Origin of the sequence: Olleya sp. ITB9 (genome assembly GCF_001315805.1) — a bacterium.
Classification (GTDB): Bacteria; Bacteroidota; Bacteroidia; order Flavobacteriales; family Flavobacteriaceae; genus Olleya; species Olleya sediminilitoris.
The window spans coordinates 1-15,226 of record NZ_BCBW01000013.1; the positions used below are offsets into that span (position 1 = coordinate 1).

Sequence of the window (15,226 nt, forward strand, 5' to 3'; positions counted from 1 at the left end):
TTTGTTGTAAACAGTACTTTTAATTCAGCCATTCTTTTGATATTCCGAAAATTTTATCAAAATCATTTCCATCTTTACTAATAATTTGATTTCCATTAACATAATTATAGATTAGATTAAGTTTTTCAAAATCAAATTTGTTTTCTGCAAATGGATTTTCAAAAAGCCAATAATTAGCATTTGGAATATTTGATGGAAATACTTTCGTGACCACAATTCCGCTAACATTAGTTAATTTTGCTTTTCCTGAATTATAAAATATTCCATCTCTTTCTCTGGTCATTTTTCCGTCCCTATTTTCAGGATTTGTAGAGAAAGTATATTTTAAAGAACCCCAAATTACATTTTCAATGTCTATTTTTCCTGATGTTTTTTTTCCTAAAGCATTTATACAAATTAGATATGGAATTTCGAATTTCCCATAACGTTTAGCTTTTTTGAGAATAGATTGTCGAATGGAATTTTCTCCACCTCCCCAAAAAGTTTCGATAGGAAACATACCAATAGGATTTTTACTGATTTTATCTTTTTGAGATTCAATTAAAGGCATTGGTTGAACTCGAATTTTTAAATCTTTATTTTCAAAGTCAATATTAGGACATCCATCAAAACCAAATTTTTCCATTCTTTCAGTAATTTCCTTTGGCTCAAGTTTACTAACTTCTAATTCAATTTTGGAAATTAATTCTTTTACTCTAGGTTGCTTTTGAGTTTTAAAACTTAACTCTTCAATTCTCAATAAAAATCCTTTTATTCTTACTTTACTTAATTTGTCATAGAATTCATTTTGACGTTTTTCAAAAGCCATTTCTGTTTCTGTTTTATCAAAACAAATTTTGGCTTCTACATACGCTTGAAAGTCATCTTTAGATATTAAAAAATCTGGTCTTTTGTTAGTGTCTTTAAGTTGAGGGTGAATTTCAATATTGAAGCCTAATTTATTAAATAGTTCAAATAGAAAAAGTTCGTAGAAGGCTGAGTCTAAATCCTTTTTAAAACGATTTTTCAGTTCTAATTTCTCTAATTCAGGATATTCTGAAAACCATTTTTCTAGAGTTTCTCTAATGATTTGAATATCCTTGCGATTGCTTTTATGATAGTAATTAAATGAATTTTCATTATTACTAGAAGGACCAACTATAATTTCTGTTGTTTTATCAAAAAGCTTAATCAATTTCGTGAGTTTTTGGGTATTGTTTACAACTGGTTATATGACAACTAATATAGTTGTTTTTGGGGTTATATTTCCCGTTATGACAACTTTTTGTAGCTTATATCAAATAATTGTCATTTTATTATTACTGTTTATTAATAGCTAAACTACAATAATGAGCTAGCAAGTACAATACGTATAACTACGTATTTTTTATTAAAAAACAGTCCTGTTACTTTTATAAGACTTTAGTAATTATACATTTTAAGATGTATTTAATTTTAATCCAACTATGTCAGGAAAATAAATTATATGGTTACGCTAGTTTAACACTAGTGATCTGGCAAAGTGTTAGTAGTATAAAAGGACGTTACCGAATAAGAGAGATAGGGAAACAAAACTTGTAGGCTTCCTTAAAAATATATAAACTTAAAGAGGCTTTTGTCTGGCTATCTTTAGATTTGTCACTTAAAGTTAATTAGATTTTGACTCATATTCTAAATAAATACTTTAAATAAGATACTAATTTTAATCAATCTTTGTTATTTATTTGTATTACTAAATTACTAACAATGCTTAAATTAGTCTTACTGAGTATAGCCATTTTTCAAGGGATGGTTATTGGTGTCATATTATTAGTTTCGCCATTTTTTAAAAACAAAGCAAATAAATTTCTTGCTTTTGCACTTTTTTCTATTTCGTTTTCATTATTCAAAGTTGCTTTAGATATTACTAAAATGTTTGAAGTCTATCCTTTTTTAAGAATTTTAGAAGTTATCGATTCTGAGGTGTTACTTCCTGTATTCATTTTTTTATTTATTGCTTATCAGCTTAATTTTTCTAAATTTAATATTAGAAAAATGTTTTGGTTATTTATACCTTCACTTATTTCAACATTAGTTTTTGCGTATCTTGAATTTAGTTTAAACAATGACTTTAGTCAAGAAATTAATCTACATAGCATTATTGGAGCAATTTTGACTGTAGTTGTTTTACTTATTTTACTTTTCTTCTATCCTTATATCTTATTTAAAACATATAAAGTCATACAGTTTTCAAAAAATAAACAAGAAAAAAAGTGGTTGATTTATTTATGGTGCTTTGAAGTCTTTATTCTAGGCTCTTTGATGCTAATAGTAATTTTAGCACCATTTATAATAAGTGAAATTTTAAATGCTTTACAAATTCTAGCATTATTTTCTACGTTACTAATCCACTGGATTGCATATACAGGCGTTTACAAACTAAAGCTTATCAACGAACGTAGTAAAATTAGAAATTTAATAGATTATTATAAATATGATGAAAGTCAAGGGATACATAATTTTGAGTCTTCAGAGATGTCTTTTGACGAAAAAGAAGTTAAAGAACAAATTTTAATATCAAAGGATAATATTTATTACAAAAAGCTGGAAGCGCTTTGTTCTGTTCAAAAAATTTACAGAGAGAGTAATTTAGATCGAAATAGGGTAGCTGATATTTTAGGTATTAGTCCTAATTATGTATCTCAAATAGTTAATTCAATAACAGGTAAAAACTTTTCGGTATATATTAATACATATCGTGTAGAAGAGGTAAAAGGGCTTATTTTGGATAAAGAATTTGATAATTACAGTTTATTAGCTATTGGTTTAGAATGTGGTTTTTCTTCAAAAACAACATTTCATAATTCTTTTAAAAAAATTACAGGAATGACACCAAATACCTTTAGAAAAAAGTATAAATAGGTCCCGACTTGCACAATTTGGAGATATTGGAACTTTTAGCATGTTGACTATCAGTAGATTTGATGTAAACTAAAACAACAAAGTTTATCATGCAAAAACAACAAAATCTAATGAGAAAATTAAGTGCAAGAAAATTATTATTATTAATTCTATCAGTTTGCTTTTTACTTACTAGTTGCAATAAAGATGATGATAGTGTCTCTTCATCTAGCAAATTATCTAATGATATTGAAAATCAAGATTATGTTAAGATTATTGAAAACGATATTGCTACTCTACCTATAAATACACAAGTTGCTATAGCGTTGGTACATAATGGAATTACTGAGTATGTTGGAATAACGAACAATGATGGTGTATTAAGAGGAATAAATAATACAGAAGCTATTTTTGAGATAGGATCAATTACCAAAGTATTTACAGGTGTTTGCTTATCCAAAATGATTTGGACAGACGAGGTGTCTTTAACAGAAACGTTACAAGAACATTTTGAATTTGAAATGCCAGTAGTTGGAGATATTACATTAAAGCAATTAGCAAATCATACTTCTGGATTACCAAGGATACCTACTAATATTAATGAGGTTAATGATTTTGATATAAATAATCCCTACGCTAGTTATAGTATAGAAAACTTAGAAAGCTACTTACAAACCGATGTAAATCTTAATTCAGTAAGTGGTACGGAATACCTGTATTCAAATTTAGGAATGGGTATTTTAGGCTATACTTTAGCGCAAAATAGAAATACTACTTACGAAGAATTATTACAAGACATTATTTTTAATCCATTAAATATGTCTAACTCTACCACTTTATTAAGCAATATTGATATGTCAAAATTAGTAGCACCAAGAGATATAAATGGAAATCTAGTATCGCATTGGGATTTTTCGGAAACAACTTCTGCTAGTGGTTCTATAAAATCTTCTGTATCTGATATGTCAAAATTTATTATCAAAAATTTTGATACTGATACAGTATACAATATGGCACAAACCAAAACTTTTGACATAGGAAATAACTTTTATATGGGATTGGGTTGGAACTTATTTGAGGTTGATGGATATAATATATACAACCATAATGGAGGTACAGGTGGTTTTTCTTCTATGCTTATGTTAGAGAAAGAGAAACAAACAGGTGTAATTGTTTTAAGTAATGTTGAAGGTTATAATGATGCAATTGAGGAGTTGTGCAACTCTTTGTTTGTTGAAATAAATGAGTAATCTAATAAATTAATTAAAGTTTTATAATCACAGGATTAAATTAAACTTGTTTTTAACCTGTGATTGACATCGTTAAAATAAAATATAATGAAAAAAATAATATTACTATTGTTGTTGTTTATAACAAATTCTTGTTCTAAACAAGAAACCATTAATGAGGCTAAAAGTACTACATTACCAACAAACATTACTTTTTCAGCTCAAGCAATAGGAGTAGGAGAAACCTTAACTATAAATGGAAATGGATTTAGAGATGATGCAGATTATATAGTTACATTTACGGATAATATAATTGGTAACATTACTGAAATTAATGCTAATTTTTTAACTGTACTTATACCTGAAACAGCTATATCAGGTAATGTTACTTTAACCTTAGGTGATACAACTGAAGTTATTGGAAATATAGACATTTTGCCTGTTACTAATTCAAGCAATCTTTATATATTCCATGACTCTGAAAACAAACTAGCCAAAATAGATTTAGTAACAGGTAATCTAGCATATTTAGGTAGTGATATAGAATATGGTTCTAATACAAGAGGTGCAGTATATCATAGCGTAAATAATGAGTATATTGGTTTTAAAAACGACTTTACTGGTCCAATTTTGATGCGTATTAATGTAATTGATGGCAGTGTAGTAAGCATTAATATTCCAAATTCATTTTTAACGAATGGAACAGATTTTAGTGATTTAATAATTGATGATAATAACGAGATTTATATATTTCATGATTCTGTTAATAAACTAGCTAAAATTGACTTAAATAATGGAAATTTGACTTATATAGGAGATAATATTAATTACGGAGCTAATACAAGAGGAGCAATATATTATAGTCCCAATAATGAGTATATAGGTTTTGAAAACGACTTTAATAATCCAAATTTGGTGCGTATAAATATAACAGATGGCAGCGTAAATAATTTAAGTATACCAAGTTTGTTTTTAACTAACGGAGCAGATTTTAGCGATTTGATTATCAATGATAATGATGAAGTATATATATTTCATGACTCAGTTAATAAGTTAGCCAAAATAGATTTAATAACAGGTAACCTAACTTATGTTGGTAATAATATCAATTATGGTATTAATACTCGAGGTGCAGTTTTTAATAGCGTAACTACTGAATATATTGGTTTTGAAAATGATTTTACAAACCCATATTTGATAAGTATTAATTTGGTAAATGGTAACAAGACAACCATAAATATTTCTGATTCATTTTTAACAAATGGGGCTGATTTTAGCGATTTAGTAACAGACTAAATTTTATAACTATTGTAAACCTTTTAACTGAAAAACTAAAATCTAAATAATTTGATAATGACAGAACTATAAAAATTATTTTGCCAGAAAAGTATGATGTAAACAAAAAATATCCAGTGTTATTTACTTTAGATGGTTATGAACTTTTTCCTATTACAAGTAGTTATGGTTATTTTTTAATGAAATATGATGTGATACCAAAATGTATCATAGTAGGAATTTATCATAACAATAGAAATTATGAGACACTGCCTAACTATGGTAGTGATATAAGAATTCCTGTAACTAAGTTTCTTGAAGGCTCAAACAAATTGAAAAATCATTTAATTAAAGAAATATTACCTATGGTTGATAAGGAGTATTCCACATCAGGTTTTAATGTACTAATTGGGCACTCTAATACTGCTACTTTTGTAAATGAAATTATATCTAAAAAAGAAGCTAATTTTAATGGGTTTATAGCAATTACACCAGATTTATTAGAAGAACAAACTAATTATTTAAAAAAATATATTTCTGAAAAACAATTTAATAAAACTTATTATTTTGTGTCTTCTGGTTTAAAAGATGACAAATACAGATTAGAGACCGGTAATATATTAGATACCATTTTCAAAAACAGTAAGAACAAGAATTTTAGAGGTTTGCATAAAAATTATTATGCAAATCATCTTGACTTAGTACCAAAATCATTAAATGATGCGTTAATGTTTGTGTTTTTGGATTATAAAAACTTTAGTGATTTTGAAACAAAAATATTGGATGATAGATTAAATATATCAGATTACATTGATAACAAATCAACTCTGACTAATAATATTTATGGAATAAATTATCATTTAAATGCGGAAGACTTCTATTACCTTCTGGACGTGGTTCTAGAAACCAGGAGCAAGAAACTTCTTGAACAAATTTTAGAGGTTGGTGATAAAAATAATTTTTTTCCAAAAGAGGATAAATATGCTTTTAAGGCTCAATATTTTGAAGAAATAGAATTGTACGAAGATGCTCTTAAAAATTGGGAGTTACAAATAGCAAATGAGTTTTACAAAAATACGTTCTATTTTGAGAGACCCTTTAATTTGCTTACAAAAAAGCTAAACCGACCTAAAGAAGCCATAGTGTTATTAGAAAACGCTATTGAAAAATACCCAGATGGTAAATTAGTATTTAACTATTTAATCGCAGAGACTTCCCTAATGCATGGTATAAATAAGAAGAAAGGTATTAATGCAATAAATTACTGTATTGATAATTTCAAACAAAACAAAAAATTTAATTTAATGAATGCTAGAGAAATAAAATCTAAATTTTTACAAAAAGACTAATATTATTTTTTTACGAATCAAAAGCGATTCAATAACAAATCAAAAATTAACATACAAATAAACAGAATAAATGAAAAAGCTTTTAACAGTATCTCTTTTGTTAATTTCATCAATTATTGTTTACGGACAAAAAATAGATGATTCATTTTCAAAAAATAGAATGAAAAAAGATTTAAGCATTTTTAAAGAAATACGCTTAAAAGCAAATTCGGGTCTTTATAAGTATAGAACTAAAGCTCAAATTGATAGTATCTATAACTGGGCAGAAGAAGAAATTGAAAAGTCATCTTCCTATATTGATTTTTATAATATTATTTGTCAATTAACTGATTTTGAAGGCAGTTTACATAATGAGACAAGTTTGCCAGATAAATTTTTACAAACTATAAAAAAAGAACATTATGGATATTTTCCTTTTCCTATAAAATGGATAGAGGGAAAATGGATTGTTAACTACGATAAAGGTAAAATTCCTCTTGGTGCTGAAATTATAGAAATAAATAAGGTTCCCATTTCAGAAATAATTTTTAATCTTCATAAATATTACACCACAGATGGACTTAATTTAACAGGAAAAAGGATTGGTATCAGAAAACATTTTGCAAAATATTTGAGACTAAACTATGGACAAGTAAAAGAATTTGAAGTTACTTATAAACGTAATGGATCAAGTTTTAAAGAAAATAAAACTATTGACGGGATAAGTTATTTGGATTATTATCAAAACTTCGACGACAGACATTCAAAACCTTATGATCAAATTTATTATTCAGAGTTAAATGAAGGTGAAAAATACAATTTTAAGATATTAAATGCTAAAACAGGAGTTTTGACCATTAATACTTTTAGTATGGGAAATGAGACCACCTTAGAGCATAAAAAATATGCACGTTTTTTAGATAGTATTTTTGTTAAAATAAACTTTTTGAATTTAAAAAATCTTATAGTAGATGTTCGTCAAAATAGTGGAGGCAGTGATCCAAATGATGTGTTAACTTATTCATATCTGACATCAAGGAAATTTCAAGAAAGTAAACAAGCTTGGATTAGCTTTAATAAAATACCTTATGTAAAACACCTTAATGTTTCAGTGCCCAAATTTTTAAGACCTTTTGGTGTTGGCAAATTTAATCGTCATTTTCAAAAGCGGTTTCCAACAGAAAACAATAAAAAGTATTTTATTAGTAAAGAAACCAGTGAGATAAAAACACGAAAACCAAACAAAAATGCTTTTAAAGGTAATGTTTATCTTATGGTAAGTCCTGCAGTAGCTTCAGCAGGTAGTTTATTTGCATCAATGGTTGCAGGTAATGATAATACGACTGTAATCGGAGAAGAAACAATGGGTGGATATTATGGACATAATGGTCATACTAGCTTAGGTTATGTACTACCTAAATCAGGTATCATTATAGACTTTTCAATAGATAATATTCAGCAAGATGTCGTTGATAGAAAAAATCAGTTAGACAAAAGAGGTATTATTCCCAATTACACTATAGGTCAAAGTTTTCAAGATTTTCTGAATAACACTGATACCCAAATGAATTTTACTAAGGACTTGATTAAAAGAGCTATTAACTAAAATAGTACAACATAGAATAACTCAAAACAACTAGTTTCCGATAGCGTAAATAATTTATTGTTAGGTGCTAGTCAGTTTCTGAAATGGAACTTATACATGTAAAAATACACTACTAATTATTAACCTTAAATTTATTATTTACAAATCAATCATTTAATGCAACAAATATTATGATTAAAAAAAGTTTATTATTTTTTGTATCAGTTTTTACATTTATTTCTTGTGAAGACGATATATCAAATCCAAAAGCAACATTCAAACTTGATGAAGATTTACATCAAGAATTACTTAATCAGTATTCTTTCGATGAAATTAATGTAAAAGTATATGAAAATGAAAATAATTGGATAAACGTATGCAATAGTCGAATAGTCAGAAATTATTCTAGCAAAACCAATTTGTTTGTTTTTATAATAAAGTCCAAAATTTAAAGAGTTTTCAATAGATGTTTTTAAAGTGTTAAGAGGGATACCGTTAGCCCAATCGGTTTTGTTTGTGAGAAATTTGTGAATGCTAAAAACATCTAATTTATCCTTATCTGTTGAAATGGTATAATCATTTCTATGTGTTTCTCTAATTTTCAAAGCAGTTATATTAATTAATACCAACATGGTTTTGGCATTGGCATAGTGTAAATTTAGCAAATAAAAACAGAATGGAAAACCCTAATAATTTTAAGAAGTTGGCAATGTCTAGTAATGTATAACGTGCTGTTTTAGTGCTGTTTTTTTTGAGATAATTGTAACCCTTATATAGTTGTTAACGCAATTATTTTTTATTATTTTCTAGATTTGATTTGGTTTGAGCATGGTTAGGTAACATTATTTTATATTCAAGTTTTGGCTCTGAAGAAATTTGATACTGTGTGTCAATTATAACTGAACCTTTTGTATCTTCAGGAATATTTTGAATAAAAAGAGGTGTAGTTAAACCACTATTATTAATACCTATTGTTATATTTTTATAAACTTGTATTTCTGTAATAATAACAAGTTGATTGAATCCTTTTAATGTGTCATTTTTAATAACAGTTTTTATTTTTTGAAAATGATTTTTGTTATCGTATTGTGATTTTGATTGACCTTTAGGAAATACCGATGCTTTACTGATGTCTAATACTTTTTGTATTTTATTATAGTGTTTAATTTGAAGAGCTTCTGTTGGAATTCCTGCTTCTTTAAGGCCTAAATGTAGCTCGATTTTTTCTGGTATAAATATAGTATCAAACGAGACTTGTTGCATCAAATTAAAAAAAATAGGGACCTGTTGCTCTTTTGCCAATGCATTTTGCATGGTTTCGCTAATAATAATATCAGGTTGATTTTTAGGATCTATCTTAAATTTAGTAGCGTCATCATTTATTAGGTCAATGTTATAACCTTCTAATCCTAATTTAGAAATTACTTTTTGTAATATTTTAAAAGTAAATGGGTTGACTTCTAATAAAGTGTATTTAATAGTTTCTTTTTTGTATTTAAAAATAATGGGTAGTATAAGTGTCGCAAATGGTCCTGTACCTGCATATAGGATATGGATTTGTTTTTTATTCGCCTTTATTTGGTCTTCAATAGCTTTATATATACCTCTGATAAATTGTCGAGTTCTTAATATATCATCCAAACAAAGTGCAGCCCAAAACGTACCAAGAGCTTTACCGTTGCCTAAAGTGATGTCTTTTTTACCTTCTTCAACCTCAAGATCTTGATCACAAATGGTATTTAAAATAGACTTGTAGGCTTTAGTGGTCTTTGATAGTTTTTGGTAGTCTAGTGTGTCTTCAAAATATACTGACGTTACTTTGATTATCTCTTTTTGAATGTCCATTTTGGTCTTATTTATAGTACCTTGAGAATAGAAATATTATTTAAAACTGGATAATTTTTATAATTATGAACAACAACTTTTATTACTTGTATACAAATATGTATCATGTAATTGTAGCTATTTTATTAATAGCTAAACTACAATTATCACACAGTAACGACAATACGTATAACTACGTGTTTTTTATATTATAAATAGGTGTTGTCATTAGGCCTACATTGGGTAGATTTAAACAAGTAAAGTCTAAAGCAAACTCAACTGTTGTTGGGGAAGAAGGGTAGATGTAAATTGGTAAGGTTTTTTGTTGGTAAAATTTCATTCTAAGTATAGTATGCTCTACAGGTAATTGTGTATTGTAGGTATACTCTTGACCTAAATAATGGATTGGTATTTGTAATGTACTTTTAAATTTAGTTAGGTTTTTTTGTTTGTGATATCCTCCTAAATGTGCTTGTTTATTAAATTTAGAACCGTTTGGGTCTAATTGGTTGTCGTATATATCTACTGGCCTGTTTTCTTGCCAATGTAGCCCGTCTATTTTTATGTGATCTAATACTAATGTAACCTGTTTAAAACGTTTAAATAACTGTAGTCGTTTTTTGTTTGCTTTTTTTGATTGAAACTTGTTAACTATTTCAATTATAAACAATATAAGTGCTATTAGTATTGATGCAATTAGCCAAAGGTATTCCATAATTATATTACATATAACTAGATACAGTCATGACTATTAAAGTAAAAACAATAAGCACTACAAATAAGGGCATGATAAATTTTAGCCATTTATCAAAACCAACTTTAACAACAGCTAAAGACGCTAATATTAATCCTGTTGGATTAATAAAATAAAATAATCCCAAGCCATATTGGTAGGCATTTACAACAATTTCTCGACCTATTCCAACACTATCTGCTAAAGGCGACATGATTGGCATAGTTAATACTGCCATACCAGAACTACTAGGTATAAAAAAGGATAATCCTGCGTAAATTGCTGTCATAGCACTAGCAAAAACACCTTTATTCATTCCAGTGGTTAACGCACTAGCATAGTGTAATAAGGTATCGCTAATTAAACCATCTGCCATAATAACAGTTACACCACGTGCAATACCAATAATTAAGGCCACACCTAGTAAATCTCCAGCACCTTTAACAAAGGTGTCTATAAAATCTGTTTCTTTAATTTTAGCAATAAAACCAATAAGTATGGCTCCAACTAAAAAGGTTGCAGTCATTTCTACAAACCACCATTCAAGTGCTACAACACCATAAATCATAATAATAAAACAAAGCGCAAAAACGATTAACGATAACCGTAAACGTGACGTAAACTGTACTGTTTTAGTATTGGATTGCGTAAACAAAGCTGCAATTTGCTGTTGCTGGTCATAAATGATAGACTGAGTAGGATCTTTTTGTACGCGTTTACCATATTTTATAATGTAGATTAAAGCAATAGTCAAACAAGCAATTAACATAAATACACGTCCCCAAAGTCCAGTAGTCCAACTTATTCCTGCTGCATCACTAGCAATAATAGTACTAAACGGATTAATAGTAGAGCACATAGTACCTATAGAGCTTCCTAAAAAGATACAAGCAATACCAACCATAGCATCATATTTGGCTGCTAAAAACACCGGAATTAAAATAGGGAAGAAGGCTATAGTCTCTTCGGCAAAACCAAAAGTTGTTCCTCCAGCAGCGACTAAGGTGGTCACAAGTATAATTAAAATAAATTCGCGTCCTTTTAAAGCGTTAGCTAGCCAGCTAATACCAGCATCAAAAGCTCCTGTACTGTTAATAATACCAATTAAACCTCCAATAATTAATACTAGAAAAATAATATCTGCAGCTTCAATAATACCTTTAACAGGAGATTTTACAAAGTCGTAAAACCCTTGTGGTCTAGCTTCTAATTCTTGATAAGTGTTTGGGATATTAATAGGTTTGTAAATGTCTCCATTAGTAAATTTATCTAACGGAATTTTAATATTTAAAGCCTGTAATGTTTTCTGAGTAGCTGGTAAGGTCGTTGTTATGTCTATTCCAATTTGGGTAAACAAATTGGTTTCTTTATTGTAACTTAAAGTTTGGTATTTACCTGCAGGTACTAACCATGTTAACAGCGTGACAAGTCCTGCTATTATAAGTAAAATGGTTTGAGCAGAAGGAAATTTGATAGGTTTCATGAATTAAGTTACTATTATAGATAAATATTAAGCTGGTAATTTTAATAGCTATAAAGATAGTATTATTTTGTGCCTAAGTTAAAGCACATCAATCAAAAGTTATGAATCTTAATATACATCACAGTTGGAAACCCTTTTTGCAACCAGAATTTGAAGCGTTTTATTTTAAAACTCTAGAGGATTTTGTGGATAAAGAATATAAAGTCAACCAATGTTTTCCGCCTGAAAACTTGATTTTTAATGCCTTTAACACTTGTCCCTTAAACCATTTAAAAGTGGTAATAATTGGTCAAGATCCTTACCACAATTACAACCAAGCAAACGGATTGTGTTTTAGTGTTAATGACAATGAAAAACATCCACCATCATTAGTTAATATTTTCAAAGAATTAGAAACTGATATTAATAAAAAATATCCGTCAAGCGGAAATTTAGAATCCTGGTCTAAACAAGGTGTTTTTTTATTAAACGCAACCTTAACCGTTAGATCACACGAAGCTGGTAGCCATCAAAAACAAGGTTGGGAAAGTTTTACAGATGCTGTAATCAAAACAATTAGTGATCAAAAGGACAATGTGGTGTTTTTACTTTGGGGAGGATTTGCTAAGAAAAAAGCAAAATTAATTGATGCTACAAAACACTATATATTAACCTCTGGTCATCCTTCGCCTTTAAGTGCTAATCGAGGTTACTGGTTTGGTAACAAACATTTTAGTCAAACTAATGATTTATTAATTGATAATGGATTGGAAAGTATTAAGTGGTAATTCAATTTACTATTTTAAATATTAATTTATTTTAAGTTAGGATTTATTAAGTCATTTGTTAGCTTATCAAGCTTAAACTCTAAGGTTTGCTTATTCGCATATTCTTAAAATAAGATACCTATATTGATTTTTATTGATTTTTTTAACTGTTAATAGTTGATTTATATATTTTTTTAAACTAAATTGGTTTACCAGATTGGATTACCAGTCTGTTAACCCAAAATTATTAATTTTTTTAAATCAACCAAGATGAAAAAACAAATCAATTCTTTAATTAGGAAAAAAGGGCTTTTAAGTAGTGTATTACTATTAGTATTGCTCATTATTGTAAGTTGCTCTACTGAAGAACTCGAAACCAACACTCAAGACAGTAAAGCAAAAACCGAACTCGGTAATCATGCTTTAAGAACCACAATTTCTAGTAACAATAGTGTGACTATTGAAGCGGAAAATTATGACAACATGAGTGGTATTCAGACAGAAACTACTAGCGACTCTGGAGGAGGCCAAAACGTAGGTTGGATAGATTCTGGAGATTATTTAGAATATGATCTAAATGTACCTGCGTCTGGTAGTTACAAATTTGAATTTAGAGTGGCTTCTAAATCAAATAACTCTAAAATGGACTTTTACCAAGGCAGTACAAAATTATCCAATGTCAATAAAGCTAGTACTGGTGGTTGGCAAAATTGGACAACTACCTCTAAAACGGTTAATTTAAGTTCTGGCAACAGTACACTTAAATTATTAGCTACAGGAAGTGGTTGGAATATTAACTGGATAAAAATTACTCCAGTTAATGTAGATGCTAATGCTTCCAATACTACAAACTTAGCATTAAATAAACCTGCAACGCAATCGTCTACTAGTAATAATGGTGTTGCTAGTAGAGCTGTTGATGGTAACACTTCAGGTGTTTGGGGTCAAGGTAGTGTAACGCATACAAGTAGCACATACCGTCCTTGGTGGCAAGTACAGCTAGGTGCAGATTATAATATTGGAGATATTAAAATCTGGAACAGAACAGATTGTTGTGCAGACAGATTAAGCAATTTTGATGTCTTTGTGTACAATACAGCTGGAGTACAGGTGTATAAAACTACAATTACTGCAACGCCTAGTCCTTCAGTCACTATCAGTACAGATGGTGTTTTAGGATCAAGAGTGAGAATAAAACTGAAAGACACAAACCCATTGTCTTTAGCAGAGGTACAGGTGTTTGCTGCTGATGGTAGCGGAACTGGTGGTTCTGATAATTTAGACCCTGACCAAGCACCTTCTGATAATTTTGATTTGTCTACATGGAAAATTACATTGTCTTCTGGTAGCGAAAAGTCAGTATCACAGTTAAATAATGGATACGAGCTTAGTAATCAATTTTATACTGCTTCTGATGGAGGAATGGTATTTAAAAACTATCCTTTAGGAGCAGGTACAACGACCAACTCTACATATTCTAGAGTTGAACTTAGAGAAATGTTACGTGGTACAAATACTAGTATTTCTACGTCTGGAGTTAACGGAAATAATTGGGTGTTTAGCTCTTCTAATTCTAGCAGCCAGAATAATGCTGGTGGAGTAGATGGTGTTATGGAAGCAACTTTAAAGGTGAATCGTGTAACAACAACTTCTGGAAGTACATCTCAAGTTGGTAGAATTATAATTGGACAAATTCACGCTAGTGGAGATGAACCAATTAGGTTATACTACCACAAACAACCTGGTCATAGTAAAGGTGCTATATATTTTGCACACGATCCAAGTGTTGGAGATGAAGTCTTTGAAAATATGATAGGAAATTATGTAGAAGAAACAGGAAGTGGAGCAGGAGATTATACAGGTGCTGGAAGCCCATCTAATGGTATAGCGCTTAATGAAGAGTTTTCTTATAAAATAGAAGTTGTTGCTAATACATTGTATGTAACTATTTACAATGCAAGCGGAAGCAGTATAGCATCTAAAACTTTTAATATGAGTAATAGTGGTTTTGCTAACGATTGGATGTACTTTAAAGCAGGTGTGTATTCTGGAAATAAATCTGTGACAAGTAGCTCTGATTATGAGCAAGTGACGTTTTATAAATTAGAAAAATCACATAATTAATACCTGATTACAATAATTAGAGGCAGAATATTCTGAATAT

Annotated in this window: 11 protein-coding genes and 1 pseudogene; 7 read left to right on the forward strand and 5 right to left on the reverse strand. The window is 28.9% G+C overall.

What is annotated here, in order from left to right; genetic code table 11:
• Positions 1-19: 19 nt before the first annotated feature.
• Positions 20-1,174, reverse strand: coding sequence for a hypothetical protein (locus ITB9_RS02600; protein WP_054851014.1), 1,155 nt, complete (start codon positions 1,172-1,174; stop codon positions 20-22).
• 551 nt (positions 1,175-1,725) lie between these two features.
• On the opposite strand from ITB9_RS02600, the gene ITB9_RS02605 reads away from it, so the two are divergent.
• The 5 genes and pseudogenes from ITB9_RS02605 (at position 1,726) to ITB9_RS02625 (ending at position 8,297) form a co-directional block, all read left to right on the forward strand.
• Positions 1,726-2,880 (forward strand): helix-turn-helix domain-containing protein, encoded by a 1,155-nt coding sequence (locus ITB9_RS02605; protein WP_054851015.1) that lies wholly within the window; start codon positions 1,726-1,728, stop codon positions 2,878-2,880.
• A 110-nt stretch (positions 2,881-2,990) separates the two neighbouring features.
• Positions 2,991-4,109: a serine hydrolase gene (locus ITB9_RS02610; RefSeq protein ID WP_187294246.1), complete on the forward strand. Its 1,119-nt coding sequence runs from the start codon at positions 2,991-2,993 to the stop codon at positions 4,107-4,109.
• A gap of 87 nt (positions 4,110-4,196) precedes the next feature.
• Positions 4,197-5,384, forward strand: a complete 1,188-nt coding sequence (locus ITB9_RS02615; protein WP_054851017.1) for an IPT/TIG domain-containing protein — start codon at positions 4,197-4,199, stop codon at positions 5,382-5,384.
• 65 nt (positions 5,385-5,449) lie between these two features.
• Positions 5,450-6,712: pseudogene (locus tag ITB9_RS02620) on the forward strand (alpha/beta hydrolase); the annotation flags it as partial.
• 70 nt (positions 6,713-6,782) lie between these two features.
• A complete protein-coding gene (locus ITB9_RS02625; protein ID WP_054851019.1) occupies positions 6,783-8,297 on the forward strand; it encodes a S41 family peptidase in 1,515 nt (504 codons plus the stop codon).
• A 284-nt stretch (positions 8,298-8,581) separates the two neighbouring features.
• Here ITB9_RS02625 and ITB9_RS02630 read toward each other — a convergent pair whose 3' ends face one another.
• From ITB9_RS02630 to ITB9_RS02645, 4 genes are all read right to left on the reverse strand, one after another.
• Positions 8,582-8,908 carry a hypothetical protein gene (locus tag ITB9_RS02630; protein WP_261975542.1) on the reverse strand — a complete coding sequence of 109 codons (327 nt, stop codon included), beginning with the start codon at positions 8,906-8,908 and terminating at the stop codon, positions 8,582-8,584.
• 157 nt (positions 8,909-9,065) lie between these two features.
• Positions 9,066-10,121 (reverse strand): hypothetical protein, encoded by a 1,056-nt coding sequence (locus ITB9_RS02635; RefSeq protein ID WP_054851020.1) that lies wholly within the window; start codon positions 10,119-10,121, stop codon positions 9,066-9,068.
• Between the two features lie 172 nt (positions 10,122-10,293).
• Positions 10,294-10,815, reverse strand: coding sequence for a hypothetical protein (locus ITB9_RS02640; protein WP_148638337.1), 522 nt, complete (start codon positions 10,813-10,815; stop codon positions 10,294-10,296).
• Between the two features lie 7 nt (positions 10,816-10,822).
• Positions 10,823-12,316, reverse strand: coding sequence for a YfcC family protein (locus ITB9_RS02645; protein WP_054851022.1), 1,494 nt, complete (start codon positions 12,314-12,316; stop codon positions 10,823-10,825).
• Between the two features lie 101 nt (positions 12,317-12,417).
• Here ITB9_RS02645 and ITB9_RS02650 point away from each other — a divergent pair, with 101 nt between their 5' ends.
• Positions 12,418-13,083, forward strand: coding sequence for a uracil-DNA glycosylase (locus ITB9_RS02650; RefSeq protein WP_054851023.1), 666 nt, complete (start codon positions 12,418-12,420; stop codon positions 13,081-13,083).
• A 249-nt stretch (positions 13,084-13,332) separates the two neighbouring features.
• Complete coding sequence (locus ITB9_RS02655; RefSeq protein WP_054851024.1) at positions 13,333-15,186, forward strand: polysaccharide lyase family 7 protein; 1,854 nt, start codon at positions 13,333-13,335, stop codon at positions 15,184-15,186.
• The last annotated feature ends 40 nt before the right edge of the window (positions 15,187-15,226 follow it).

Coding starts and splice junctions, on each gene's coding strand:
- ITB9_RS02645 (WP_054851022.1), bottom strand. CDS start 12,316: ATGAAACCTATCAAATTTCCTTCTGCTCAAACCATTTTACTTATAATA.
- ITB9_RS02610 (WP_187294246.1), top strand. CDS start 2,991: ATGAGAAAATTAAGTGCAAGAAAATTATTATTATTAATTCTATCAGTT.
- ITB9_RS02635 (WP_054851020.1), bottom strand. CDS start 10,121: ATGGACATTCAAAAAGAGATAATCAAAGTAACGTCAGTATATTTTGAA.
- ITB9_RS02655 (WP_054851024.1), top strand. CDS start 13,333: ATGAAAAAACAAATCAATTCTTTAATTAGGAAAAAAGGGCTTTTAAGT.
- ITB9_RS02615 (WP_054851017.1), top strand. CDS start 4,197: ATGAAAAAAATAATATTACTATTGTTGTTGTTTATAACAAATTCTTGT.
- ITB9_RS02630 (WP_261975542.1), bottom strand. CDS start 8,908: ATGTTGGTATTAATTAATATAACTGCTTTGAAAATTAGAGAAACACAT.
- ITB9_RS02640 (WP_148638337.1), bottom strand. CDS start 10,815: ATGGAATACCTTTGGCTAATTGCATCAATACTAATAGCACTTATATTG.
- ITB9_RS02650 (WP_054851023.1), top strand. CDS start 12,418: ATGAATCTTAATATACATCACAGTTGGAAACCCTTTTTGCAACCAGAA.
- ITB9_RS02625 (WP_054851019.1), top strand. CDS start 6,783: ATGAAAAAGCTTTTAACAGTATCTCTTTTGTTAATTTCATCAATTATT.
- ITB9_RS02605 (WP_054851015.1), top strand. CDS start 1,726: ATGCTTAAATTAGTCTTACTGAGTATAGCCATTTTTCAAGGGATGGTT.